This window comes from Alteromonas sp. HB246098 (assembly GCF_054890645.1).
In genome coordinates this window covers 1-23,755 of sequence record NZ_JBTZUG010000010.1, presented here as the reverse complement: position 1 = coordinate 23,755, position 23,755 = coordinate 1, and the positions used below count along the sequence as shown (strand labels likewise).

Here is a 23,755-nt window from a genome sequence, read left to right as displayed (position 1 = left end):
AGCGGGCGAGGAATAATTACAGATGCTATAAATACTAAATTGAATGATCTAATTTACCTTAGATTAAATAAAAGCAATAAAGGGAAAAGGGATGATCGTCATGGAAAATAGTTTTCACCAAGATTGTGTACAAAAAAATATAGCCATAATTGGCGCAGGGCCAACGACGCTTTATTTTCTTTGTGAGTTATTGGAGAAAAACGTTTTTCCGCAGACTATAGTTATTTTTGAAAAACATGCCGAGCCCGGCAAAGGAACCCCATTTAGAAATGAGAATGCTAGCCCCAATTTACTTTCTAATTTAAAAGAGAATGAAATCCCAAAGCTTAACGTCTCTTTTTCCGCTTGGCTCCATGAAATATATGGTGAAGACCTGGTTCCAACGACCCTAAAGACTTTTCTTTCGTGCGCGGACTATCCTGAGGAGGCAGCAAACAAGGTTATTCCAAGAGCAGTCTTAGGAGAGTATTTAGGTTTTTGCTTTAATCGAGCGATTCAGAGCCTAAAACAAAAAGGTTTAGACGTTACCGTAAAGCTTCATACTGAGGTCAAATCCATTGCCTTAGAGAACCATCGTTTTACCGTTGATACGAGCAAAGAACGGTGTTCAGGTTTTGATCGTGTCGTGGTCAACATGGGCGGCGATCTATGTGCCAAAGACAAACTTGATGATGCGCTTTGGGCTTATCCCCCAAAGCAATATACACACGAAGATGCCAGCAAATTTACCATTGACGGGATGTCATTGACGGCAATCGACGCCGCTTTATCTATTGCGAGAACTAAAGGGCAGTTCTACGACAGTGCGAATGGGATTGAATACCGAAGTAAACACGATTTCCAAATAGTAATGCGTTCACGTTCGGGAGTGTTTCCGAAAGTTTGGTATAACAGTGATGCTGTTACTGACTACAAAAAAAGATTAAATGCAGACTGTGCAATTGATGTTAGTAATGTTGAGAGTTTCTTTCGCCACAAGTTATTGCCTCTTTTTAAGCAAAGTATGCCGAAAATCTATCATCAGATTAAAAACATGTCTTTCGCTGAAAGCCTTACTTTTCTCAACCAGCGTAATGGACAAAGTCATCCTATTTTGAAGCTCAAAGCAGAATTGCTTTCTTTAGCTGATGCAAGTCGTCAGTCAGATTGGCCCGCTGTTATTGCTGCTGGTATAGATTACATTCAGCAATCGCCCCTGTTACTTAAGGATTTTCTTACTCAGCATCAAGATATAAAGTCGCAGCTCTCAGCGAGTTTCGCTTCAATTCCACTAGAAAGCGCAAATCGGATCATTGCATTGTATGACAGTAAACTGCTTACTTTCGAGCAGGCTGAAGATGCAAAGTTAGAAGAAGGTAGTAATGCAGACGGCATCAAAATTAACGCTAAAGGTATAATCGAATGTGAGGACAAACTAGCAAAGCTTAAGGACTTATTAACCTTTAGCGGAAAAAGCTACGAAAGAGGGGCGTATACAAACGGTGCCGAGTGGTCGGTCGCTGAAAATCACGAGTTACTGATAAATGGCAAGTCTACTCAACTTTATGTGGGATCTGCTTTCGTGACACCTTGGTATATTAATATCCCTGGTTTAGGAACATGCGCAGATTTTGGAAAGCAAATTGCTCATCATTGTGTCCAAACTGATTCATACGAAGAAGCTGTAGGTGAATAATGTTACTCTTTGCGTGCGTTCTCTTTATGCTTTTCAGCGCCATAGAAATAATTATATTTCACTACTGGGGATTAAGAACAATCACCCAGTTTTCAAAACGCTTTTCTTCACATTTTATGATGAGTGTATCGGTAGTAGTGTGCCTATTTCTCATTCACCTTGTCGAAATTGCCTGGTATACCTTGATGACGTATTTTGCCTATGAAGTATGGGGTATAAATGGTTTCAAAGGTGATGTGAGTTTATCCATAGATGATTACGTTCATATTGCGGCCAGTAGTTTTACGACTTTAGGAAGTTTGACCCATACACCGCACAGTGAACTAGCAATATTTATTGATTCAATCTCCCTTGTTGGCTTTATGATGCTGACTTGGTCAGCAACTTATTACTACAATATTTTTTCTAACTCTGAGCTTCGTGATAAATAAATCGGGCCAAAGTCATGTTTATAATCTTGCCCGCTTTTGTTTTGGCACATAGCTAGGTAGAATGCGCATCGCCTAATTTTATGGCGCATTTTTGACCACGTTTTACAGATAAGAAAAGGTAACGCAGTGCTAATCACCCCCTTTAACCGAAGATTCTCTGTCGCTCCAATGCTGGATTGGACAGACAGGCATTGTCGCTACTTTTTACGATTAATGTCTAAGCACACGCTGCTTTACACTGAAATGGTCACTACAGGCGCGATTATTTACGGTAAAGGCGATTACCTTGGCTATAACCAAGAAGAACATCCAATCGCTGTTCAACTAGGCGGCAGCGATCCCGCCGACATGGCTAAGTGTGCTGAGTTATCACAAGAGCGCGGCTACGATGAAGTCAACATAAACGTAGGCTGCCCCAGCGATAGGGTTAAAAATGGCAGCTTTGGGGCCTGTTTGATGGCGCAACCTGAAGTGGTAGCTAGCTGCGTTAAGGCTATGCAGGCTGTGGTAGATATTCCCGTAACTGTGAAATGCCGTATTGGTATTGATGAGATGGACGAAGATGAAGACTTTGCTCGTTTTATCGATATAGTGGCAGACGCAGGTTGTGACACCTTTATTGTTCATGCAAGAAAAGCATGGCTACAAGGTTTAAGCCCAAAAGAAAATCGAGAAATTCCGCCTTTAAATTACCCTAGGGTTCACAGACTAAAACAGGCGCGCCCTGAATTATCAATTAGCATTAACGGTGGTGTTAAAACACTCGCTGAAACCCAGCAACAGTTAGAGAGCGTTGACGGTGTTATGGTTGGCCGCGAGGTTTACGCAAACCCCTATATTATGTCTACCGTTGATAAAGACATATTTGGTGATACTAATGCACAGAGTTTGTCACGTCGTGAAATAGTACTTCAAATGCAGCAGTACATTGAGCGCCAAGAGGACCCGTATTTTAAACCTTGGCATGCGGCTCGCCACATTCTGGGTCTTTATCAAGGGCAAGCGGGTGGACGAATTTGGCGAAGATACTTGAGCCAAAATGGTACAGGTAAGAATCCAGATCCTAATTTACTTCTAAATGCTTTAGATGCCGTAGAGAGCGCTCAAAAAGAAGTTGCTGAGTACAATAGTCAAAAAGGCTAATAACTTAGTGCTTTTGACCAAAGTTTAATATTTGTTCAGTTGTCACAAAGGCCCGTATTTTTGCGGGCTTTTCTTTAAATTTATATAAATCAGCCACTTAAGTCGTTTTTAAGGAGTTGGCACACCTCTCGCAATCCTCTAAGTATCGCGACAACAACGTGTTGTTGCACTGACTAAATTTAGAGGGATAACATGAAAACTTCATTAATTGCAGCAACTTTACTGACAGCAAGCATGGCAAGCGGTGTAGCAAATGCAGAAGAGTCAGTGCTTCAAACGTTTTTGACACATGTAGTTTCAAATGCAGTAACTACAACTACACAAGAAATAAAGTCTGATGTGTACCAAGCAGTGGCCAACGCCACCTACCATTTTGAATTGAGCCCTCAAGAGGTTCGTGGAAACGGTAAAGTAAGTGTTACCGACTTAGCTGTAACAGAAGCGGACAACCCAGATAAAGACGCTGATTAACTTTTAAAGAGCATCGATAAAAGCGCCCACGGGCGCTTTTTTTGTGCGTGTTTAGCAATGAAGTAAGTTTATGAGGGCACAATGTAAATGCCGTTAAACCGGAAGTGGTCAATTTAACAATAGCGTTGGTTAAATACACTAATTTATCGTATCTAAACTTAAAGTTAGAAAGCAGTTTTAAGCTTAATTTTAATAAAGTCTATATATATCAATAATATAAATAAATGGCATAGTCATTGTAATACTAAAAGTGTTGAGGAGAACTCAGTCAGCGGCAACTAGCAGTGTGTACAAGAGGATAAATGCTGGAAGCCACAACACTACTTTTAACGGAGAAAGAATCATGGGTATGTTTTCACGCATTAACGATATTGTCCAAGCAAACATCAACGCGATGTTAGATAAAGCTGAAGATCCAGAAAAAATCATTCGTTTGATTATTCAAGAAATGGAAGAAACCCTGGTTGAAGTTCGCACCGACGCGGCGCGCTTTATTGCTCAGCAAAAAACGCTAGCGCGTCATGTGGAAGCAGCAAACAAACAAGTTGATAGTTGGCAGCATAAAGCGCAGATCGCAATGAACAATGACAAAGAGTCTTTGGCAAAAGCGGCACTTATAGAGAAGCAGAAGTATGTTTCGAAACTTGACTCTCTTAAAGAGCAAGAAGCACAACTAGCTGAAAGCATCGAAAAGATTCAAAGCGATACTGCAAGACTGAACAGTAAATTGGCAGAAGCCAAAGCTAAGCAAAAAACCTTAGTTCAACGCAAAAATTCAGCGCAAACACGCTTGAAAGTGAAGCAAGCTGATCACGAAGGAAAAATTGACGATGCAATGATGCGTTTTGAAAGCTACGAACAGCGCATTGACCATCTTGAAGCGCAAGTGGATGCTTATGACTTAACGAAGTCGAGCGAAGCAACATCATTACAAGCTGAGTTCGATGCAATGGAAGCGGACGAAGCGATTGAAAAGGAGCTGGCAGAGCTTAAGAAAAAAAAGGTCGCCTAAGCAACCTTAAGTGCCGCCAACTTATATTGTAGATATCGAAAGAAACATTTTTGGAGAAGATGATGAAAGTACCATCACAGAAGCGAATTTATAGAGACCTTGATTCTGGCATTATTTCAGGTGTGTGTGCAGGTGTTGCACGTTATTTTGATATCGATGCAGTATGGGTAAGAGCGGCAGCGGTAGCGGGTCTATTTATCGCAACCCCCATCACGCTTGTAGCTTACGTGGCTGCTGTTATCCTACTACCGAGATTAGTGTAATGAAAAACTTTCTAATTGCACTGGTTATTGCCATTGTACTGGTTAATTGCTTGGGTAGCCTTGTAGATAGCTGGCTAGGTATGCACCTTGTCATGTCTGACGAACTGCTTAGCCCCTGGGAAAACGTGGCTGTGCTATCGTTAATTGGGGTTGCCCTTGCCGTTGTTGGCTTTGTTGTCGCAATAAGTGTTATGGGAACAATTCTTCTAGCGCTTGGCGCTGGTTTCCTAGCGCTACTTGTTTTGGGCGTTAGTGCTTTCTGGCCAATTATATTAATCGGTATCGCACTATATGTGCTGAAAAATCGTAACTCTGCTGCCTATAAGCAGCAAAATGATACAAACATGCATCATACTTTATAATTAACATAATTAATTTTATATTGTGTTAACGTAGTAAAAGGTGGTGTTATATCGAAAACCGTCATAAAGGTTTCGCATTTTTCACATAATATTAGTTGTTTCAAATAGCTGACCATCGTCGGCTATTTGTTATTTAAAAGGAAGGTTGGTGTTTATATGAGACAATCTATTAACTCAAAACGAATAGCGATTGTCGCTGTGGTAATCTTTTTACTTTTCTGGTTAATCGGTTGGTATTGGAGTTTATCTCCAGATACATTTGATGTCAGAAAGCGTTTGGAACAAAACTCACCCGTTGAGAACCCTACAAATATAGCGGGTTACACACTAACTACCACTATGATTGATGTGTCAGAAACTTTGCTAGATAAGCCTGGTGGCTATCTTTCAAATGATGTTATCCCACCCGGTGTCTTTTTAGATAATATGCCTGCTTGGGAGTTTGGAGCATTAGAGATGGTGCGAGACCTAGCACTTTCTATGCGTAAGGATTTCAGCCGTTCTCAATCTCAGTCAATTGAAAACCCATACCTGACAAAAGCCCACCCTAAATTCAATATGGACCATAAAAGCTGGGCATTACCTTCATCTGAATCTAGCTATGCTGAAGGTATCGAACTTCTTAAAAAGTACCGAGACGAGTTGGCAAACACACGTAATTCAGACAGTCAGTTTTATACCCGAGCAGATAACCTGCGAGAATGGTTGAAGCAGGTTGAAAAACGGTTGGGTAGCTATTCACAAAGATTAAGCGCCAGCGTAGGATCTGCTAGAGTTAATACAGATTTAGCTGGTGACGCTAACGCGAAGCAATCTACACCTAGCACCAATCAACGCGTTGTACAGACAAGCTGGTGGAAGTTAGATGACAATTTTTATGAAGCGCGTGGCGCAACATGGGCTCTTCTACACTTTCTTAAAGCTGTAGAAATAGAGTTCAACGATGTGCTTGAAGATAAGAATGCATTAGTTAGTCTTCAGCAAATCATTCGCGAACTGGAAGCAACACAACAGTCTGTTTACAGTCCGATGATTTTAAATGGCAGTGGCTTTGGTATGTTAGCTAATCACTCTTTAGTTATGGCTAACTATATTTCTCGCGCAAACGCTGCTTTAATTGAAATATCAGAACTTCTTAATCAAGGATAATTAATGAAAAAAGGTCTTATAGCTGCCGCATTGGGATGCGCATTATTTTCAGTTTCATCTCAAGCAGACACTATCGCAGGCGTTTACGTTGGAGCTCAAGTTTGGCAAACCGACACGCAAGGCGGTTTTGCAGATAGCAACAACACTGCTGATTTCAACTTTGACGATGAAACCAATACGGCGTTATATATTGCCTTTGAACATCCAGTACCTTTTTTGCCGAATGTGAAGGTAAATCACACTACGTTAGATAATTCGGGGTCGACAACACTGGATTCAACCTTTACCTTTGATGGTGAGCTTTTTGCGCAAAGCACCACGATCAATACCGACGTAGAGCTTGATGCAACTGATTTTATCTTGTACTACGAGTTGTTTGATAACGATTTGGTTAGCTTTGACCTTGGTGTAAACGCAAAATACATCGATGGTGCTTTGTTAGTGGTCGATACAGATAGTGACACCAGCGGCTCAGCTGAATTTTCTGGTATTGTGCCAATGGCGTATTCAAAAGTTCAGTTGGGTCTTCCTTTCACAGGGCTATCTGCATATTTTGAGGGTAGTTATTTATCGTTTGACGATCACGAGCTAAGTGATTATCAAGCTGCGGTACAATATTCATTCATCGAAAGCTTAGCAGTCGATATGACCCTTCAAGTTGGTTACAGAAACGTAACGGTTGATATTGAAGATCTTGATGATGTTTACGCTGACATGGAATTTGACGGTGTATTCGCAGGCTTAGAACTTCATTTTTAAGCATTAACTATATGTTTTTAAAGGCGTGGCTGCTTGTGCAGTTCACGCCTTTTTTAATTTCCGACGGGAATGTTTAGGCGCGTTATTACCTATTCTCACAGTCATTAGCACTTTCAGTAATAAAAAAGTTTCATTTATTCTTTTCTCTTCTTGTAGAAAGCCGTTAGCCTTAGCGGCATTGATAAAAGGCTAAAAGACTATGTCACAAGATTCTAATTCGAACTCAGCGCCAGGCGCGGTATTAAACGAACAGCAGTGGAATGCAATTACGCAGGCCATTGCAGGCTTAAATCGTGATCAACTTACTTGGGTAAGTGGCTATGCTGCAGGCATGGCGGCTGCGCAAGGCGGTTCGGTTGCCCCTGCGTTACAAAGCGCGCCTGCCGTAGCGGGTGACGCACCAACGCTAACTATTCTGTATGGCTCACAAACGGGTAATGCGAAGGGTGTAGCTGCGCAGTGTCAAGCCAAAGCAGAGGAAGCAGGCTTTAACAGCAAGCTTGTTAGCATGGCTGACTACAAGCCACGCAACTTAAAGGCTGAAACTCACGTGGCGGTATTTGTAAGTACCCACGGTGAGGGCGATGCGCCAGATGACGCCATAGAATTGCACGAATTCTTAGCGGGTAAGAAAGCACCTAAGCTGGCAAGTACCAAATACGCGGTGTTGGGTTTAGGCGATAGCAGTTATGAGTTTTTCTGCCAAACAGGTAAAGACTTTGACGAGCGTTTAGGCAAACTTGGTGGCAAGCCTATCGTTGAGCGTCTGGATTGTGATGTTGATTATGAAGCTGAAGCTGAAGCATGGCTTAACAAGCTGATTGAATCGTTAAAAGAGGATTTTAGTGCGGCACCACAAGCTGCGGTAGCGGCGCAAACCGGGGCAGCAGTGCAAGGCGTAGCAGCGCAGACATACACTAAAAAGGCACCGTTCAAGGCAACGTTAATTGATGCGCAGAAGATTACTGGTCGCGATTCAGTTAAAGATATCCGTCACATTGAAATAAGCCTTGAAGATAGCGGAATTACCTACAAGCCAGGTGATGCGCTAGGTGTTTGGTTTAAGAACGCAGCTTCTTTGGTATCAGAACTTATTAGTATTTTGTCACTAGATGGCAATGCTGAAGTGTCTGTAGGCGATGCGTCAATGTCGTTAACTGAAGCCTTAACGTCTAAACTTGAATTAACCTTAAGTTACCCTAATTTTATTAAGTCATATCAGGCTGCAACAGGTTCTGAATCATTAGCAACCTTGATGGAAGATAAAGCGCAGCTGCGTACTTATATGGCCGAACGCCAAATCATTGATATTGTGCGCGATCACCCAGGTAAACTATCTGAACAGCAGCTTGTAGATGCATTGCGCCCATTAACACCACGTTTGTACTCTATTGCATCAGCCCAAGCTGACGTAGAAGACGAAGTGCACTTGACGGTAGCTCACGTTGACTACGAAGCGTTTGGGCATCGTCATCAAGGTGGGGCGTCTGGCTTCTTGTGTGAGTATTTGGAAGAAAATGGTGAGGTAGAAGTTTTCGTTGAAAACAACGATAACTTCCGTTTACCGGAAGATCCGAATACACCTGTTATCATGGTCGGTCCAGGCACGGGTATTGCGCCATTTAGATCCTTCATGCAGGAGCGTGACGTTCAAGGCGCTGAAGGCAAAAACTGGTTGTTCTTCGGCAATCCTAATTTTACGCAGGATTTCCTATACCAGGTAGAGTGGCAAGGTTACGTTAAAGAAGGTCTGCTAGATAAAATTACGCTTGCATTCTCTCGTGACCAAGAGGAAAAAGTATATGTTCAGCACCGCTTATTAGAAAACGGTAAAGAAGTGTACGAATGGCTAGAGCAGGGCGCACACTTTTATGTGTGTGGTGATGCAATGCACATGGCGAAAGATGTAGAAAACGCCTTAATCAATATTGTGCAAGAGCACGGTGGGAAATCTGAAGCCGATGCAAAAGCCTATATTGTAGAGTTACGAAAAGCGAAACGTTATCAGAAGGATGTCTATTAATGAGTAACGAAAAATCACCATTTATCGTTGAGGGCAAACTGGCTGACAACGAGCGTCTAAAGCGCGAGAGTAATAATTTGCGCGGTACCATCACTACCGATCTTAAAGATGATCTTACCGGTGGTTTCACAGCTGATAACTTCCAGCTTATTCGCTTCCACGGTATGTACCAGCAAGACGACCGTGACATTCGAGCAGAACGTGCAAAGCAAAAACTTGAGCCGCTTCATAATGTGATGCTGCGCGCGCGTTTACCGGGTGGCGTGATCACGCCTGACCAATGGTTAGCTATCGATAAGTTTGCAGCTGACCACACTATGTATGGCAGTATTCGCTTAACTACTCGTCAAACTTTCCAGTTTCACGGTGTATTAAAGCCTAAGATTAAGTCTATGCACCAAATGCTTAACAAAGCTGGCATTGACTCTATTGCAACGGCGGGTGATGTAAACAGAAACGTACTATGTACCTCTAACCCAGTTGAATCCGAGCTTCACCTTCAGGCGTTTGAGTGGGCTAAAAAGATAAGTGAACACTTACTTCCTAAAACTCGCGCATATGCAGAAATTTGGTTGGACGGTGAAAAAGTTGAGACTACTGAAAAGCCTGTTGAACCTATTTTAGGTGATAACTATCTGCCACGTAAGTTTAAAACTACCGTGGTTATTCCTCCGCAAAACGACGTAGATGTTCACGCGAACGATCTTAACTTTGTTGCGATTGCAGAAAATGGGCAGCTAGTTGGCTTTAACGTACTTGTTGGTGGTGGACTTGCAATGACTCACGGCGACAAGAGCACGTACCCGCGTAAAGCCTCTGACTTTGGTTTTATACCGCTGGAAAACACGCTAGACGTTGCCGCTGCGGTTGTTACTACGCAGCGTGATTGGGGTAATCGTGTTAATCGTAAAAATGCGAAGACCAAATATACCCTAGAGCGTGTAGGGGTAGACAATTTCAAAGCTGAAGTTGAAAAGCGCGCAGGGGTAACTTTCCAGGAAAGCCGCCCTTACGAGTTCACCGACCGTGGTGACCGCTTTGGCTGGGTTGAAGGTATTGACGGCAAATACCACCTGACTGTGTTTATCGAAAATGGTCGTATTTTGGATTACCCAGGTAAAACACTAAAAACAGGTTGCGCAGAAATTGCCAAAATACACAAAGGTGATTTCCGTTTAACCGCAAACCAGAACCTGATTATTGCTGGTGTTCCACCCCAGGACAAAGACAAAGTAGAAGCCTTGGCTCGTGAGCATGGCCTTATTGCGCCAAGTGTTTCTAATCAGCGTCTAGATTCAATGGCCTGTGTTGCACTGCCAACTTGTCCGCTAGCGATGGCGGAAGCTGAACGTTACCTGCCAGACGCTGTTACCGAGCTAGAAGGTTTACTTGCCAAACACGGTCTGGAAGAAGACAGTGTTATCTTCCGCGTAACAGGCTGCCCAAATGGCTGTGGTCGCGCGATGTTGTCTGAAGTTGGCTTGGTAGGTAAAGGTCCAGGCAAGTACAACTTGCACCTAGGGGGCAACCGAGAAGGTACGCGTATCCCTCGTATGTATCGTGAAAACATTAGCGAACAAGAAATCATGGCAGAGCTAGATACGCTACTTGGTCAATGGGCTAAAGAGCGTGAGAGTGGCGAGGCCTTTGGTGATTATGTTGTTCGCGCTGGTATTGTAAAACCAGTAGTAGACTCCGCACGGGATTTCTATGACGAATAATACAGCAGAAAAGCAGCAACCACTTACGCTTGATATCAGCAAGGAAGATCTTGCTGATATCAACGATATGTTGGAGAAAATGACAGCGCAAGAGCGAGTTGCTTGGGCGCTGGATAACTTGCCCGATACTCATATTGTGTCTTCGAGTTTCGGAGCGCAGTCGGCAGTTATGCTGCATATGCTTACTCAAGCACAGCCGAATATCCCGGTTGTGCTTACTGATACCGGGTATTTGTTTCCAGAAACGTACAAATTTATCGATGAGCTGGTTGAGAAGCTTAATTTAAACTTGCACGTTTACAGCGCAAAAATGTCATCTGCGTGGCAAGAAGCGCGCTTCGGTAGGCTTTGGGAGCAAGGCATCGAAGGTATTGAAAAATACAACAAGATGAACAAAGTTGAGCCAATGCAGCGTGCGTTGGGAGAACTAAAAGCAGGCACTTGGTTTGCCGGTTTGCGCAGAAGCCAATCTGATACGCGTGGCAAACTACCTGTATTACAAAAAGTAGGGCAGCAGTTTAAGCTATATCCAATTATCGATTGGAGCAACAAAGACCTCCACTACTACCTTAAAGATAACGACTTGTCTTACCATCCGCTTTGGGAGCAAGGTTACGTTTCAATTGGCGATTGGCATACAACGCAGTCGTTGCAAGAAGGTATGAGTGAGCAGGATACCCGCTTCTTCGGGTTAAAGCGCGAATGTGGATTACACGAATTTGGTGACGGTATTTAACTTATGTTGAATACCTCGCCCAATACTTTTTTCAATTCTTGCAAATACTTTTCGTTAGAAGATTTAGTCACCAGTTTGTAAAGCTCACTTCCTACAGAAGTAAATTTGTAATACACCAACGCAACGCCTGAAGTTTTACACGTAAGCGTTATATTCTCATTAACACATCGCCATGTGACCCGTTGCCCCTCTACATATTCTCCACTCTCGATTTCACTGGCATAGATTAATTTCATTTCCTGCAGCGACAATAGGTCTGGGTAACTAAGTCCAACAGAGGCTAGGTTTAATTGTTCTGGAATGGGTTTTCGAAGAAACGAGAGCAAGCCTTTACGCTTATGATATCCCACTAATATGCGCGGTACAGTATCACTACTTTTTCGGCTCGCTACGTTAACCGCTTTATTAAATACTTTAGCATCTCTGTGTGTGAGCGTTTTGAGCAACTGCAGAGTGCGAAGTGAAAAACTACCGGGGTGAGCGACCTCAACGGCAAAAATCTTGCCCCACAATTCTTGCATCGGTTGGCTGTAAATTTCCTCAGCCATGGTACTAAAAGCAAAAAACCAATCTGCATCAAGATTATCGCTAGTTTGTTCGTTGATTGAAACATTTAGTGCTATATTTAAAACAGACTGAAGATTACTCGCTTTTTGAGTTTCAAGAATTTGTTTCCTTCGTTCTAGCGCATGTTTTTGCTTTTTAGGATCAGGAGACATCATGGAAGGGCTAATACCCACTCTAGCAAACCATGACAACATGCGTTGGCGGCTTACATCCGCTTTGATAGAGCTCGCCACTTTCTCAGCAGCGGGTTGGTCACTAGGCGCTTTGGCGCTACTGACTTCCGTGTTCTGAGCTTTTTTAATCTCAGGGGGCAAGTGCTGAGGTGTAATCTTCATATTGATTTAAATTATTGAATGTAAATTAGCATGTAACATGAGAGCACTATTGCATTGCGTAACCCATTTATCAATGCGATTGTCTCCTTAATACAGTAAGTCGTGCATTCTTGTTTTGTATGTATCGGGGAAATGAGCGGTAATGTCGGCAATGGATTACGATAACGACGAGTTAATTTTTTTAGATGATGATGATTCAGTTACAGAGCCGGTGTTATTAGGCAAAGACTGGAACATTCTTATCGTCGATGATGATGAAGAAATTCATACGGTAACGCGTCTGGCGCTATCTGATCTCATCGTAAACGATCGCAAGTTAAACTTCATCCACGCTTATTCTGCGAAGCAAGCCAAAGAAAAACTTCATGAATTCGGTAACAGTATCGCTATCATTTTGCTTGATGTTGTTATGGAAACCGACGATGCAGGCTTTGATGTCGTTAAATATATTCGTGAAGACATGAAACTGTACGAGCCTCGTATCATTTTGCGTACAGGGCAGCCAGGTTATGCTCCTGAAGAGCAAGTTATTAAAGTTTACGATATTAATGACTACAAAACGAAAACTGAACTTACGCGCTCCAAGCTACTTACGACCATTATTTCTTCGCTGCGCTCATACCAGCAAATTATCACCATAAGCCAAAGTCGCGCTGGTTTAGAAAAGATAATTACCTCGTCGGCTAATTTGTTTGAAGAGCACTCGGTCAAAGAGTTCTGCGAAGGAGTTGTCACACAAATTAGTTCTCTTATAGGTCTCGATTCTGAAGGGCTGTTATGTGCCCGAGCCGGTTCCCTTTTAGACCAAGACGACGAACAAGTATATGTCCTTGGTGCAGCAGGTGAATATGCAAAATTTATCAATCACCCGGTTGTAGACGTTAACAACATTGAAATTGAAGAAAATATAAGCCGTTGCTTACGCCTTAAGAAGCACATATTTGAGGCGAGTTGTTCTGTACTTTATATAAGTCGCGCTGGTTTCGAAGCCGCTGTGTATGTTAGGCAAACTCACGAAATCAGTGAATTAGACAAAAACCTTTTAGAAGTATTCTTATCTAGCATTTCTGTAGGCTACGAAAACGTCAACCTCTTCCACGAATTAAGGAATGCAGCGTTCAGGGATTGGTTAACCCGATTACCAAACCGCAATGAGTTCATTAATATGCTAGACAAGCCTCACTTGTTTGGTGGAGAAAATTTTAGTGTTGCGCTTATCGATGTTAATCATTTTTCCGATGTTAATGATGGGCTAGGGCAAGAAGTTGGTAACGAGTTACTGCGCGCAATCAGCGCTCGTTTTCAGACGTCTTTCGATGGCCAAGTCAAAAAGGGACGAATCGGTGCTGATGTTTTTGGACTTATCGGCCCGGATGAACTTGTCTGTCCAGAAGCTATAAACGCACTTTTCCAATCATCGTTTAAAGTTGGTGATCACACACTACCTGTGAATGTTACCGTCGGGTTTTGCAAGCTAGAGAATAAGCGCCATATTGGCATTGAGATTTTAAAGCGTACCAATATTGCGTTAAATCGCGCTAAGAAAAACCTGACAGACAACTTCGAGTATTACGCTAAAGATATTGAGGATCAAACCACATGGCGTTTGGATATGATCCGTCAATTAAGAAGCGACTTTGCGGCGAGAAAGCTAGAACTATGGTTCCAGCCCCAAGTAGACTTGCTCAATGAAAAAGTAGTGGGTATGGAAGGCCTGCTTCGCTGGCCAGATGGAGAGGGAGGCTATATCTCTCCAGCTGTTTTTGTGCCACTTGCTGAATACTCTGGTCTTATCGTTGATATTGGTGAATGGGTACTCGAAGAATCATGTCGCCGGTTGCAAGAGCTGAGAGAAAAGGGGTATGGGCATCTTAGGGTTGCTGTAAATATATCTATTCCCCAGTTTCGCGATAGATTATTTGTCGAAAAAGTTAAACAAGCACTTTCTAAAGCCAATTGTGACCCCAGTCTCTTAGAGCTTGAAATAACCGAAAGTGTGGTAATGGACGAGCCGCAAATAGTGATAGATGCTTTGCGCACGTTGAAAGAGTTTGGTGTCCAAATTGCTATCGATGATTTTGGTACAGGCTTTTCTTCCATGAGCTACCTGCAGCAATTGCCATTAGATCGTTTGAAAGTCGATCGTTCGTTCGTTAAAGACATCAAACCGGGTGCTAGTGCAGTGCTTGCCGAAACCATAGTAACGTTAGGAAACAAGTTGGGTTTACTCACCATCGCCGAAGGTGTGGAAAAAAGAGAGCAAGCAAGCTACATGATTAAACTTGGTTGTGATGAGGCGCAAGGTTATTTATATGCCAAGCCCATGCCTTTTGATGCACTTCTAACGTTTCTTGAGGCGCACGATTAATCAGATAAGGCTGCTGAAATAACGCGCTGCAGTTTGGGAAGTATAGTCTGCTCAAACCATGGATTTTTAGCAAGCCACCTGTTATTCCTCCCAGACGGGTGAGGTAAAACAAAGTGTGTATTAGTCGGCGCGCCTACTGCTTCAGTCAAAGTCTTGTACTGGGGTAAATAATACTGCTGTGAGTATCGACCTACGTAAAGCGTGACTTTAGGCTTTAGGTAGGTGAGAAACTCATTGTGCCATGTAGGTGCACATTCTTTTCTAGGAGGGGCATCAGCGCCGTTTTTGTATCCTGGAAAGCAAAAGCCCATAGGTAGCACCGAGATCAAGCGAGAATTATAAAAAGTTTCTTTAGATACGCACAGCCATTCACGCAAGCGATCCCCGCTGGGATCATTAAACGCAATGCTTCTTTCGTGCGCTTTAAGCCCTGGTGCTTGCCCAATAATAAGAATTTTTGTGGATGGTGAAGTGTTAAAAATAGGGTTAGGTTTGTGAGGTAAATGAGGTGCACACAACGTGCAACTTTTTGCTTTGGCCACCAGTACATTGTGCCCTTTCAATATTTTCTCCAATTATTTCTCTTTGTAATACTTTTGTCACAATTGTATGATCTCAATTTGACTATCTAATGTATATACAGTATGTTTAATAGTGACAGTAGTAGACTGTAGCACAGGAGAAGAAACATGCGTAAAGTAGTACTAACATTAGCTCTATCAGCAGCCTTTGGTATTGCGCATGCGGAATCTGGTGAGAACCAGCTTTTCGATTGCATGGATGCGAAAACATTCGAAATGAATAACCAATGTATGTCGGATCAAATCGGCAATAACATTCGTTTCCGTGATGCACAAGCAAAGCTGATCGACATTGCAAGCGAAAGTCAGGGTGACTACGCTATTGCAACAATGACATTCGATCAAGAAAATATGCACATCGACATCGTAGCACATAAAGACTCGCTTAATGCGCTTGCTGCGAACCGTAACTAATCATTAGTTAACGCATATAAGCCGGCGACAATTTCGCCGGCTTTTTTGTATCTGTTAAAAAATCCTATTTAGCCCGTTGATGGCAGCAACACGATACGCTTCCGCCATGGTCGGATAGTTAAATGTGGTGTTAACGAAGTAGTCTATGGTGTTGCCTTCACCTTTTTGCTGCATGATGGCTTGGCCGATATGAACAATCTCAGAGGCACGTTCACCAAAGCAGTGAATACCCAGTATTTCTTTCGTTTCCCGGTGAAATAGAATTTTAAGGCTACCCGTTTGCGTTGATGCAATCTGCGCTCTAGCCAAATGTTTGAACTGGGCTCTTCCCACCTCATAAGGTACTTTGGCTGCGGTAAGTTCTTGTTCTGTCTTACCTACCGAACTAATTTCCGGGATGGTATAGATACCTGAAGGAATATCTTCTACTAACGCTGAATGTGTATTTATGCCGAGCATCGCCTCAGCGGCAAATCGACCTTGATTATAGGCTGCCGATGCCAAACTTGGGTAACCAATCACATCGCCAACCGCAAATACATTGTCTACGTCAGTTTGATAACTTTCATTAACTTTAAGTTGGCCTCTAACATCAGCTTTTAAACCAATATTCTCAAGTTTCAGGGTATCGGTGTTGCCCGTACGGCCATTAGCAAACAATAAGCAATCGGCCCGCATGCGCTTGCCTGACTCTAGGTTCAAAATCACTGAATCATCTGTCGCTTCCACAGAGGAGTAGGTTTCATTGTGTCGAATAAGTACGCCGTTGTTCCATAAGTGGTAACTTAGCGCATCAGAGATTTCGTCATCTAAGAATGACAACAAACGGTCTCGCATATTAACCAGATCGACTTTTACTCCCAAGCCTCTAAAGATACTGGCATATTCCGACCCAATTACACCTGCACCATAAATTATGATGGACTTTGGATCGTGATCTAAAGATAAGATGGTGTCAGAGTTATAAATACGAGGGTGATTAAAATCGATATCTTTCGGGCAATAGGGGCGCGAACCTGTAGCTATTGCTATTTGTGCTGCTGTGACCGTGTCCTTCGAGCCATCTTCTCGGGTTATTTCCAAGGTGTGAGCATCGACAAAGCTGGCTTCGCCATGAAACAGGGTAACGCGGTTCCTATCATAAAAAGAAGAGCGCAGGCGAGTTTGGCTTTGCACTACGCCACTAGCATGGCGCATGATGTCTGAAAATGTAAGGCTCTTACTTAAGTGGTTGTCGGCAAACAGGGGAGACGTATTGTATTCAATAAGACGACTGACAGAGTGACGAAGCGCTTTAGATGGAATGGTTCCCCAGTGGGTACAGCCGCCACCAACTGCTTCGTATCGCTCTACCACAGCCACTTTTTTACCGGCCTTGGCAAGCTGCATTGCAACACCTTCTCCACCAGGGCCAGTGCCTATAACTATCGCGTCGTAATGATACGACGGAGCTTTAGTTTTTTGCTTCGTTGCCATCTTCCTTTCCCATATTGTTATCTTTGTATTACGCGGCATATCAAAATAGTGAGCCGCAATACAAAATAAGTGATTCTGGTTTTAGTATAACTACCTTACTTACTTTGTAATTCCAACTATAGAATAAAAAAAACCACATAAGCAGATACTTATGTGGTTTTCGTTTTAATCCAATTAGCTAAAAGAATACGTAATTCTACGCCATTTGTAGTGACAGGCTTTGCAGCTGGACCCATTTCTCTTTCTGCACTGCAAAGGCGTGCTTCATCTCTTTATATTTGTAAGCAAGCTCTAATCCTTCAATGCTGCGTTTTAATGTACGCTTCTTAACGCGCATAACGCGCTTTTTCGTTGCGTAGTACTCACTCATCCGCTGCATTAGCAGGTCGTACTCTTCTTGAATAGTGTGCATCATTTCTTCCGCATTCGGTAGTAACGATACTTTTTCACTTGCTCTTTGAAGCTGCATGGCCGCCAGAGCCTTTTCGATGCGTTCTTCAGGCACCTTGCGAAGGTTCGACGTTAAACCTACATAAGACAGCCCTTTGATCAGCCATTTAGTCGGATCAAACTGATACCAACGAATGCCATTACGGTAGTCGTACTCAAAAATATGGTGATAGTTGTGATAACCCTCACCAAAAGTAAAGAATGCTAAGACGCCATTATCACGTGCCGTATTCTTATCGGTGTAAGGCTGACTACCCCAGAAGTGAGCAAGTGAGTTAATGAAGAAGGTAACGTGGTGAACCAGCACTAAGCGCAACACACCGGCTACTAAGATCATGCCCATGACGTCGCCGTTCAGATAACCCAAAAGACCAGTAATACCAAAGTTAGCAGCGAGTACGATAGGCAAGTAGTATTTGTGCTGCCACATTACAACGCTATCTTTTTGTAGATCTTTACAGTTGCTGTAATCATCGTAACGCTTGGCTTGATACTCGCGTAACATCCAGCCGATGTGCGCAAACCAAAGCCCTTTCTTTGCAGAGTAGGGGTCTTTGTCGTTGTCATCTACATGGCGATGGTGAACGCGATGATCTGACGACCAGTGCAAGATACTGTTTTGCAGGGCCATCGCCCCACCAATCGCTAATACGACACGAACTACAATGTTGGCATCGTAGGTTTTATGTGACCACAAGCGATGATACCCAGCGGTTATCGACATACCGGTGAAATAGAATAGGAATATGGCGGTACCGATTTCTGCCCAATCGATACCCTGATATGCCACCCAAAGCGGCACACCTATAAATGCAATTGCGCCTGATATTATAAATACCAGCACATTCGTTAGGATAAGAGGAGGTTTTTTCATTTTATACAACTTGGCTTACAACTGTTCGCTAATTTATCTTTTTACGAGGCTTCAGGCAAGCAAAACCCGTATAAGTTCTGCTTACATGTGTAAAGTTTAATTATAGCCGAGGGTGGCTAAAACGCTGGTGAAACGTAAGAATTAATGCTTAACCCTTGTTTATAAAAGAGATGATTTTGTTTCCCTTTCCCCATCAGTGCGTGTTGCGATAAACTAGGCGTGCTAGTCTTTGATGTATGAGGTTCGATTGCGTTAATGGTTATTCAGATGACGTTGAAAGTAGACTCTAAAGTTAAAAAATCATCAGACCATTAAAAGTTAATGAACACAGGGTGCGAACGTGAGCCGACAAGAACAGAAATTAAAAACCCGCCAAAATATTATCCATGCTGCGTTTTCACTGCTAGACGAAAACCGCAGTTTATCGGCAATAAGTTTGCGCGAAGTTGCCCGAGAAGCTGGTATTGCCCCCACGTCGTTTTATCGACACTTTAAAGATATGGACGAGTTGGGTTTAACGCTGGTGGATGAAGCAGGTTTGGCCCTTCGTCAGCTTATGCGCCAGGCTAGAAGGCGCATAGCTTCAGGCGGGGGCGTCATCCATACCTCTGTTGAAACCTTTATGGAATTCATCGCGGCCAACACAAACGTATTTCGTTTATTACTGCGAGAGCATACCGGTACGTCGTCTGCTTACCGACTAGCAGTGTTCAGAGAAATTCAACATTTCATCGATGAACTTACTGACTACATTATCGAGCAGCAGGGTGTGGAATACGCCTGTGCCCAGTTACAAGCCGATGCCATGGTAAGACTGGTATTCAGTGCCGGAGCTGAAGCATTAGAAGCGGATGATAAGCTTAGAAGTGAAATCGGTGAGAGAGTGAAAGCGCAACTTCGCTTTGTTCAAATAGGCGCTACGCAGAAAGCGTAGCACGGAAGTATTATCAAGTATTTTACGAAACAGATTCTAGTGTAAGCCTTCTTATTACATGGAATATAGCTTGTTAAGCTCTTAATACGATAACGCTGGGTTCAACCAGTTAATTTTAAGAAAGAGAGCAAGATATGTATTATTCAGTTTTAGAAGTTACACCTACCAATGAAGCGTGGATCCCACACTATGTAAAACTCGCCGCGGATATCGTGTCAAAACATGGTGGAAAATATTTAGCGAACAGTGCAAATCATCAAACTTTAGAGGGCGAGAGAGAAGAACCCGCCATTCGCGTTATTATACAGTGGCCTTCAAAACAAAGCGCACTCGACTTTATGTCTGACCCAGATTACCTTCCGCTACTAAAACTAAGAACTGACGGCTCAATAAGCCATCACGTTCTTGTAGAAGGCAAGGAGTAGTAGAAAATGACTTACACGCAAACTAGACTTTGCGTGTAAGTAGTACACCTGCCTCGATGTGATGAGTGAACGGGAACTGATCGAAAAGCGCAGACTGCGAAATATTGTGAGTCTTACTCAAAAGCTCAAGGTTCTGCGCTAAAGTCTCAGGGTTACACGAGATATACACAATATTATCGTAATCCTGGATCATTCTTAGCGAGTCTTCATCTAACCCAGCTCTTGGAGGGTCGACCAATACAGTGGTGAAATTGTAAGTGCTTAAATCAATGCCTTCTAAGCGACTAAACGTACGCTCGCCCTTCATAGCCTGTGTGAATTCTTCAGCCGCTAACCTAACAATTTTTACATTGCTCAGCTCATTCTGCTCAATATTAAATTGTGCAGCCTGCACCGAAGGTTTAGCTATTTCGGTACCCACCACATTATCAAAGTGAAGTGCTAGCGGAAGTGAAAAGTTTCCGGCGCCGCAATACATTTCCAGTAAATCGCCTGAAAGTGGCTTTACACAATCTAAGGCCCATTCAATCATTTTACAGTTCACTTCAGCATTGGGCTGAGTAAAACTGTTTTCTATATGCTTGAAAACGAATTCTCTACCGTTTACTGGTAAACGCTCAATCACAAAATCGTTGTCGATAATGAGTTTTTGTTTTCTAGCGCGACCAATGATGTTTACTTTGGGAAAGTGAGTCTCAAGTGTCGCTTTTAATTCTTTTGCAGCCACTTGCCATTCTTCATCTAATTGACGATGGTATAAAAGACTTATAACAAGTTCGCCAGACAGTGCAGAAAGGTAATCGATTTGAAATAACTTTTTTCTGAGAGTTTCGTTTGGTCTTACTTCTTCAAGCAAAAGTCTCATCGCATCGTTTATTGCTTTGCATGCAGGGGGAAAGCTATCTACACGATATTTTTCTTTCGTTTCCTGATTAAACATTATGTGGAATAAGTCATCGCCCTCATGCCACACTCTAAACTCGGCACGCATACGATAGTGTGTTGGCTGAGACGGGAATACAGAAAGCTCTGGTGCATTGAATGGAGAAAGCAACGCAGTGAGACGATTTACTTTTTCGTCCAACTGATCTTGATAGCGTTGTTGTTCATTGGTGGTCATAAAATTCTCCATTCATTATTAAGGTCGCGAATTGTAGTCCCTTAAAAAATAACTGCAACAAGCGCTCCCGACTTCTTCATTATTAGTATGCATGATTGCTTAAATAGCTTTTAGAAAAAAATGCTGTATTAAAATTAAACAATATTGATTCTTTGCCGATAATAAGAATGAGGACAGTGAGGATCAAATTATGAACGTGGGTCAAATTAAAGCTTTTATGGGAGACCAAAAGGTTGATCAGAAAGCGGATCAAAAGGCAACGGTTCACCCGAATGAAGCGCTTAAAAAGCAGCTGCAGCAAGACGGATTGCAGCAAGCCGCTGAGTTCTCGAAGCAACAAGCAGCTTCAGTATCTGTTTCAAGTAGCCAGACGAGTATCGGCTTGCGCGTGGTAAGTAGCAATATTAATCAAGCGTTGGAAATAGATGGGCAAAAACCACAAGAAACGAAAGAGAAAAACCTTGAAGAAAAGTCGAGCGGTTTATTCGATTTTGAAAAAGTAGCGCGAAACGTACTTAAGTTCGTGGGCAGCGTTATTCGCGGCGCAGCCGATGGAGGTGCCAGCGACGAAAAGCTGACCGGGCTATTTAGCCAAGCAAGGGAAGGAGTAAGCCGCGGTTTCGCAATGGCTGAAAAAGATCTCGCTGGGTTTATGAATGAAGAGATTGAGCAAGGTATAACGAAAAGCCGGGATCTTATTGATACGGGTATTAATGATCTAGAAACCGATATCTTCGGTCGCCAACAGCCTAATGCTGTTCAACTTTCATCCTTAGAAGCTTTAGCTGCATCGGACGAAAAAAGCGGTAGTTTGGTAATTCGTACTAAAGATGGTGATGAGGTGAGCTTTAGTTTTGAAAGCCTGAGATCTTTCCAGGCTTCTCAGCAATTCAATTTTCAAGCTCAGGCATCTCAAGATCTATCTGGCGGAAATGGTGAACAAAATGAAAATGGTTTTTCGGCGAGCTATTCTCAACAAACGTCTTATCAATATTATGAAAGAAGCGGTATAAGCTTTTCATTAAAAGGAGAGCTTGATGAAGAGGAATTGAATTCGATAGCTGATTTAGTTGGACAAGTACAGGATCTAGCCGACACCTTCTATAGTGGTGATATCGACAAGGCATTTGAAGAAGCACTGAGTTTAGGCTTTGATGATAAAGAGTTGGTTGGTTACGCACTACAACTAAATAGAACAACACAAACAGAAGTGCTAAAGACATACGAAAATATTCAGCACTATAACGAAGATAAAAGCGACAACGCGAAGTTCGGTAATGTGGTTAATCCAATCGCTCAATATCTAGAGAAAATGATGGATACCTTTGCTAACGCAGAAAGTAAGTTAGAAAGTAACGAAGACTATAATGCGTTAATAGCTGGCATTATTAACGAAATGGAAGGTGTACAGGTTCCTGACCTTATATCCGCCATAAATAGATTTCGATCTTTTAATCAAACTTTATTAGATGGCCTTCCTCAATCTGCTGAAACCAGCGAGAGCTAATGCTTATGACAATAAAAAGCCCGGAAGCGAGAGCTTACCGGGCTTTTTTACATAACTAAAAACTACGAATAAGAATTACACGTGTTCGACTTTGTCCTTTGCAGGTCGAACTTTCAACGTTCGTTCCTGGAAGATTGAGTCATTTGTTTTATCAATAACACTGCTAAGGTCGTCTGTGACAACCTCAATAAAACCGTAACCTTTTCTTTTTCCAGTTTTGCGATCCTTCATTAAACGAACCGACTGCACTTCAATAAAGCTACTGAAGTATTCCTTTACTGCATTCTCGTTTGCCCTATAGGGTAAATTGCCCACATATAGAGTCTCGACTGATCCGTTATTGGTGTGTGCTCTGGCATCTGAGGAAGATGGACTTTGAATAAGAGACGCTAGCCAAGGAGTAACGATACCGCTTATCAGCAGAGCTGCAGATACGGTAAGTGGAACATGGACGTTTAAACTAGCAGAAGAAAATAACAAATACCCTGCAATCGCAAAAATAGCGCTAATTACAGCGCATTGAATAAAGCCTACTTTCATATACCTACCTTTCTATTGTTTATTATGGTGTTGGAGGCTGTATATAGTTTACTCATTTGTAACAATTTGAACAATAAAATGTGAAAAAACTAGTCGAAAGATGCATTGAGCCTATGGAAATGATGCAGAAATGAGCGGTTAACACCAAAAGCGCCTTAAAAAGCAAAAAAAACCAATTTAAGTGTTGATCTTTCTCAAGAGGTATCTATAATGCGCTCCACGTTCTGAGGGGGCTTCGAGAAAAACAAAGTCAACTTAGCAACAAGTGCGAAACCGAGTTTTCAAACAAATAAAAAGTTTAAAAACATGGTTGACATCGAAAATAAACGATGTAAAATGCGCACCTCACTCGAGCAGGGTGAGTCACTAAGAAGCAACGGCTTCTAGTGAATTGCGACGAAGTCGCAACGTTCTTTAAA

General features: G+C 42.5%; 23 protein-coding genes. 17 read left to right on the top strand and 6 right to left on the bottom strand.

Translation table 11 applies throughout. From position 1 onward, the window contains the following. Positions 1-100: 100 nt before the first annotated feature. The 12 genes from ACYTPF_RS17545 to ACYTPF_RS17490 all read left to right on the top strand — a co-directional run bounded on the left by ACYTPF_RS17545 (position 101) and on the right by ACYTPF_RS17490 (position 11,745). Positions 101-1,675 (top strand): FAD/NAD(P)-binding protein, encoded by a 1,575-nt coding sequence (locus ACYTPF_RS17545; protein ID WP_461853107.1) that lies wholly within the window; start codon positions 101-103, stop codon positions 1,673-1,675. Next, the gene (locus ACYTPF_RS17540; protein WP_232091239.1) at positions 1,675-2,106 is read left to right on the top strand and encodes a hypothetical protein; all 432 of its coding nucleotides are present in this window, start codon (positions 1,675-1,677) and stop codon (positions 2,104-2,106) included. Before ACYTPF_RS17545 ends, ACYTPF_RS17540 begins: the two co-directional genes overlap by 1 nt. A gap of 126 nt (positions 2,107-2,232) precedes the next feature. Next, entirely contained in the window at positions 2,233-3,249 is a 1,017-nt protein-coding gene (dusA, locus tag ACYTPF_RS17535) for a tRNA dihydrouridine(20/20a) synthase DusA (protein ID WP_461853106.1), read from the top strand. 192 nt (positions 3,250-3,441) lie between these two features. After that, a complete protein-coding gene (locus ACYTPF_RS17530; RefSeq protein WP_461853105.1) occupies positions 3,442-3,720 on the top strand; it encodes a hypothetical protein in 279 nt (92 codons plus the stop codon). A gap of 343 nt (positions 3,721-4,063) precedes the next feature. Further along, positions 4,064-4,732, top strand: a complete 669-nt coding sequence (gene pspA / locus ACYTPF_RS17525; RefSeq protein ID WP_461853104.1) for a phage shock protein PspA — start codon at positions 4,064-4,066, stop codon at positions 4,730-4,732. Between the two features lie 62 nt (positions 4,733-4,794). Continuing rightward, positions 4,795-4,995, top strand: a complete 201-nt coding sequence (locus tag ACYTPF_RS17520) for a PspC domain-containing protein (protein ID WP_025254029.1) — start codon at positions 4,795-4,797, stop codon at positions 4,993-4,995. Next, positions 4,995-5,357, top strand: coding sequence for a hypothetical protein (locus tag ACYTPF_RS17515; RefSeq protein WP_118492171.1), 363 nt, complete (start codon positions 4,995-4,997; stop codon positions 5,355-5,357). Before ACYTPF_RS17520 ends, ACYTPF_RS17515 begins: the two co-directional genes overlap by 1 nt. A gap of 156 nt (positions 5,358-5,513) precedes the next feature. Then, positions 5,514-6,506, top strand: coding sequence for a DUF2333 family protein (locus ACYTPF_RS17510; RefSeq protein WP_461853103.1), 993 nt, complete (start codon positions 5,514-5,516; stop codon positions 6,504-6,506). 3 nt (positions 6,507-6,509) lie between these two features. Next, positions 6,510-7,265 carry a TIGR04219 family outer membrane beta-barrel protein gene (locus ACYTPF_RS17505; protein WP_461853102.1) on the top strand — a complete coding sequence of 252 codons (756 nt, stop codon included), beginning with the start codon at positions 6,510-6,512 and terminating at the stop codon, positions 7,263-7,265. A gap of 199 nt (positions 7,266-7,464) precedes the next feature. Next, on the top strand, positions 7,465-9,288 hold the full coding sequence (locus ACYTPF_RS17500) for an assimilatory sulfite reductase (NADPH) flavoprotein subunit (protein WP_461853101.1): 1,824 nt from the start codon (positions 7,465-7,467) through the stop codon (positions 9,286-9,288). Beyond that, positions 9,288-11,009 carry an assimilatory sulfite reductase (NADPH) hemoprotein subunit gene (cysI, locus tag ACYTPF_RS17495; RefSeq protein ID WP_461853100.1) on the top strand — a complete coding sequence of 574 codons (1,722 nt, stop codon included), beginning with the start codon at positions 9,288-9,290 and terminating at the stop codon, positions 11,007-11,009. Before ACYTPF_RS17500 ends, cysI begins: the two co-directional genes overlap by 1 nt. After that, on the top strand, positions 10,999-11,745 hold the full coding sequence (locus tag ACYTPF_RS17490; RefSeq protein ID WP_461853099.1) for a phosphoadenylyl-sulfate reductase: 747 nt from the start codon (positions 10,999-11,001) through the stop codon (positions 11,743-11,745). The genes cysI and ACYTPF_RS17490 overlap by 11 nt, the downstream gene beginning before the upstream one ends. Here ACYTPF_RS17490 and ACYTPF_RS17485 read toward each other — a convergent pair. Then, complete coding sequence (locus tag ACYTPF_RS17485) at positions 11,742-12,647, bottom strand: TIGR03899 family protein (RefSeq protein ID WP_461853098.1); 906 nt, start codon at positions 12,645-12,647, stop codon at positions 11,742-11,744. The genes ACYTPF_RS17490 and ACYTPF_RS17485 overlap by 4 nt on opposite strands. Positions 12,648-12,789: 142 nt before the next feature. On the opposite strand from ACYTPF_RS17485, the gene ACYTPF_RS17480 reads away from it, so the two are divergent. Then, positions 12,790-15,015 (top strand): bifunctional diguanylate cyclase/phosphodiesterase, encoded by a 2,226-nt coding sequence (locus ACYTPF_RS17480; protein ID WP_461853097.1) that lies wholly within the window; start codon positions 12,790-12,792, stop codon positions 15,013-15,015. Here the strand turns inward: ACYTPF_RS17480 and ACYTPF_RS17475 are convergent. Further along, positions 15,012-15,590: a uracil-DNA glycosylase family protein gene (locus ACYTPF_RS17475; protein ID WP_136783713.1), complete on the bottom strand. Its 579-nt coding sequence runs from the start codon at positions 15,588-15,590 to the stop codon at positions 15,012-15,014. The genes ACYTPF_RS17480 and ACYTPF_RS17475 overlap by 4 nt on opposite strands. Positions 15,591-15,704: 114 nt before the next feature. On the opposite strand from ACYTPF_RS17475, the gene ACYTPF_RS17470 reads away from it, so the two are divergent. Next, complete coding sequence (locus tag ACYTPF_RS17470) at positions 15,705-16,010, top strand: hypothetical protein (protein WP_025254039.1); 306 nt, start codon at positions 15,705-15,707, stop codon at positions 16,008-16,010. 54 nt (positions 16,011-16,064) lie between these two features. Here the strand turns inward: ACYTPF_RS17470 and sthA are convergent, their stop codons facing one another. Next, positions 16,065-17,486 carry a Si-specific NAD(P)(+) transhydrogenase gene (gene sthA, locus ACYTPF_RS17465; protein WP_461853096.1) on the bottom strand — a complete coding sequence of 474 codons (1,422 nt, stop codon included), beginning with the start codon at positions 17,484-17,486 and terminating at the stop codon, positions 16,065-16,067. 196 nt (positions 17,487-17,682) lie between these two features. Beyond that, on the bottom strand, positions 17,683-18,810 hold the full coding sequence (locus ACYTPF_RS17460) for an acyl-CoA desaturase (protein ID WP_179984554.1): 1,128 nt from the start codon (positions 18,808-18,810) through the stop codon (positions 17,683-17,685). A gap of 340 nt (positions 18,811-19,150) precedes the next feature. Here ACYTPF_RS17460 and fabR point away from each other — a divergent pair, with 340 nt between their 5' ends. Both fabR and ACYTPF_RS17450 read left to right on the top strand, forming a co-directional pair. After that, the gene (gene fabR, locus ACYTPF_RS17455; RefSeq protein WP_461853095.1) at positions 19,151-19,744 is read left to right on the top strand and encodes an HTH-type transcriptional repressor FabR; all 594 of its coding nucleotides are present in this window, start codon (positions 19,151-19,153) and stop codon (positions 19,742-19,744) included. A gap of 134 nt (positions 19,745-19,878) precedes the next feature. After that, complete coding sequence (locus ACYTPF_RS17450) at positions 19,879-20,169, top strand: DUF1330 domain-containing protein (protein WP_179984552.1); 291 nt, start codon at positions 19,879-19,881, stop codon at positions 20,167-20,169. A 22-nt stretch (positions 20,170-20,191) separates the two neighbouring features. Here the strand turns inward: ACYTPF_RS17450 and trmA are convergent, their stop codons facing one another. Next, positions 20,192-21,289, bottom strand: a complete 1,098-nt coding sequence (trmA, locus tag ACYTPF_RS17445; protein ID WP_461853094.1) for a tRNA (uridine(54)-C5)-methyltransferase TrmA — start codon at positions 21,287-21,289, stop codon at positions 20,192-20,194. A gap of 190 nt (positions 21,290-21,479) precedes the next feature. On the opposite strand from trmA, the gene ACYTPF_RS17440 reads away from it, so the two are divergent. Beyond that, a complete protein-coding gene (locus tag ACYTPF_RS17440) occupies positions 21,480-22,796 on the top strand; it encodes a DUF5610 domain-containing protein (RefSeq protein WP_461853093.1) in 1,317 nt (438 codons plus the stop codon). A gap of 75 nt (positions 22,797-22,871) precedes the next feature. Here ACYTPF_RS17440 and ACYTPF_RS17435 read toward each other — a convergent pair whose 3' ends face one another. Beyond that, a complete protein-coding gene (locus ACYTPF_RS17435; RefSeq protein ID WP_179984549.1) occupies positions 22,872-23,336 on the bottom strand; it encodes an RNA recognition motif domain-containing protein in 465 nt (154 codons plus the stop codon). Between the last annotated feature and the right edge of the window lie 419 nt (positions 23,337-23,755).

What these genes read in the sequence shown, in the direction of transcription:
- ACYTPF_RS17545 (WP_461853107.1), top strand. Translation starts at nt 101, where the DNA reads ATGGAAAATAGTTTTCACCAAGATTGTGTACAAAAAAATATAGCCATA.
- ACYTPF_RS17540 (WP_232091239.1), top strand. Translation starts at nt 1,675, where the DNA reads ATGTTACTCTTTGCGTGCGTTCTCTTTATGCTTTTCAGCGCCATAGAA.
- ACYTPF_RS17530 (WP_461853105.1), top strand. Translation starts at nt 3,442, where the DNA reads ATGAAAACTTCATTAATTGCAGCAACTTTACTGACAGCAAGCATGGCA.
- pspA (WP_461853104.1), top strand. Translation starts at nt 4,064, where the DNA reads ATGGGTATGTTTTCACGCATTAACGATATTGTCCAAGCAAACATCAAC.
- ACYTPF_RS17520 (WP_025254029.1), top strand. Translation starts at nt 4,795, where the DNA reads ATGAAAGTACCATCACAGAAGCGAATTTATAGAGACCTTGATTCTGGC.
- ACYTPF_RS17515 (WP_118492171.1), top strand. Translation starts at nt 4,995, where the DNA reads ATGAAAAACTTTCTAATTGCACTGGTTATTGCCATTGTACTGGTTAAT.
- ACYTPF_RS17510 (WP_461853103.1), top strand. Translation starts at nt 5,514, where the DNA reads ATGAGACAATCTATTAACTCAAAACGAATAGCGATTGTCGCTGTGGTA.
- ACYTPF_RS17505 (WP_461853102.1), top strand. Translation starts at nt 6,510, where the DNA reads ATGAAAAAAGGTCTTATAGCTGCCGCATTGGGATGCGCATTATTTTCA.
- ACYTPF_RS17500 (WP_461853101.1), top strand. Translation starts at nt 7,465, where the DNA reads ATGTCACAAGATTCTAATTCGAACTCAGCGCCAGGCGCGGTATTAAAC.
- cysI (WP_461853100.1), top strand. Translation starts at nt 9,288, where the DNA reads ATGAGTAACGAAAAATCACCATTTATCGTTGAGGGCAAACTGGCTGAC.
- ACYTPF_RS17490 (WP_461853099.1), top strand. Translation starts at nt 10,999, where the DNA reads ATGACGAATAATACAGCAGAAAAGCAGCAACCACTTACGCTTGATATC.
- ACYTPF_RS17485 (WP_461853098.1), bottom strand. Translation starts at nt 12,647, where the DNA reads ATGAAGATTACACCTCAGCACTTGCCCCCTGAGATTAAAAAAGCTCAG.
- ACYTPF_RS17480 (WP_461853097.1), top strand. Translation starts at nt 12,790, where the DNA reads ATGTCGGCAATGGATTACGATAACGACGAGTTAATTTTTTTAGATGAT.
- ACYTPF_RS17470 (WP_025254039.1), top strand. Translation starts at nt 15,705, where the DNA reads ATGCGTAAAGTAGTACTAACATTAGCTCTATCAGCAGCCTTTGGTATT.
- sthA (WP_461853096.1), bottom strand. Translation starts at nt 17,486, where the DNA reads ATGGCAACGAAGCAAAAAACTAAAGCTCCGTCGTATCATTACGACGCG.
- ACYTPF_RS17460 (WP_179984554.1), bottom strand. Translation starts at nt 18,810, where the DNA reads ATGAAAAAACCTCCTCTTATCCTAACGAATGTGCTGGTATTTATAATA.
- ACYTPF_RS17450 (WP_179984552.1), top strand. Translation starts at nt 19,879, where the DNA reads ATGTATTATTCAGTTTTAGAAGTTACACCTACCAATGAAGCGTGGATC.
- trmA (WP_461853094.1), bottom strand. Translation starts at nt 21,289, where the DNA reads ATGACCACCAATGAACAACAACGCTATCAAGATCAGTTGGACGAAAAA.
- ACYTPF_RS17440 (WP_461853093.1), top strand. Translation starts at nt 21,480, where the DNA reads ATGAACGTGGGTCAAATTAAAGCTTTTATGGGAGACCAAAAGGTTGAT.
- ACYTPF_RS17435 (WP_179984549.1), bottom strand. Translation starts at nt 23,336, where the DNA reads ATGAAAGTAGGCTTTATTCAATGCGCTGTAATTAGCGCTATTTTTGCG.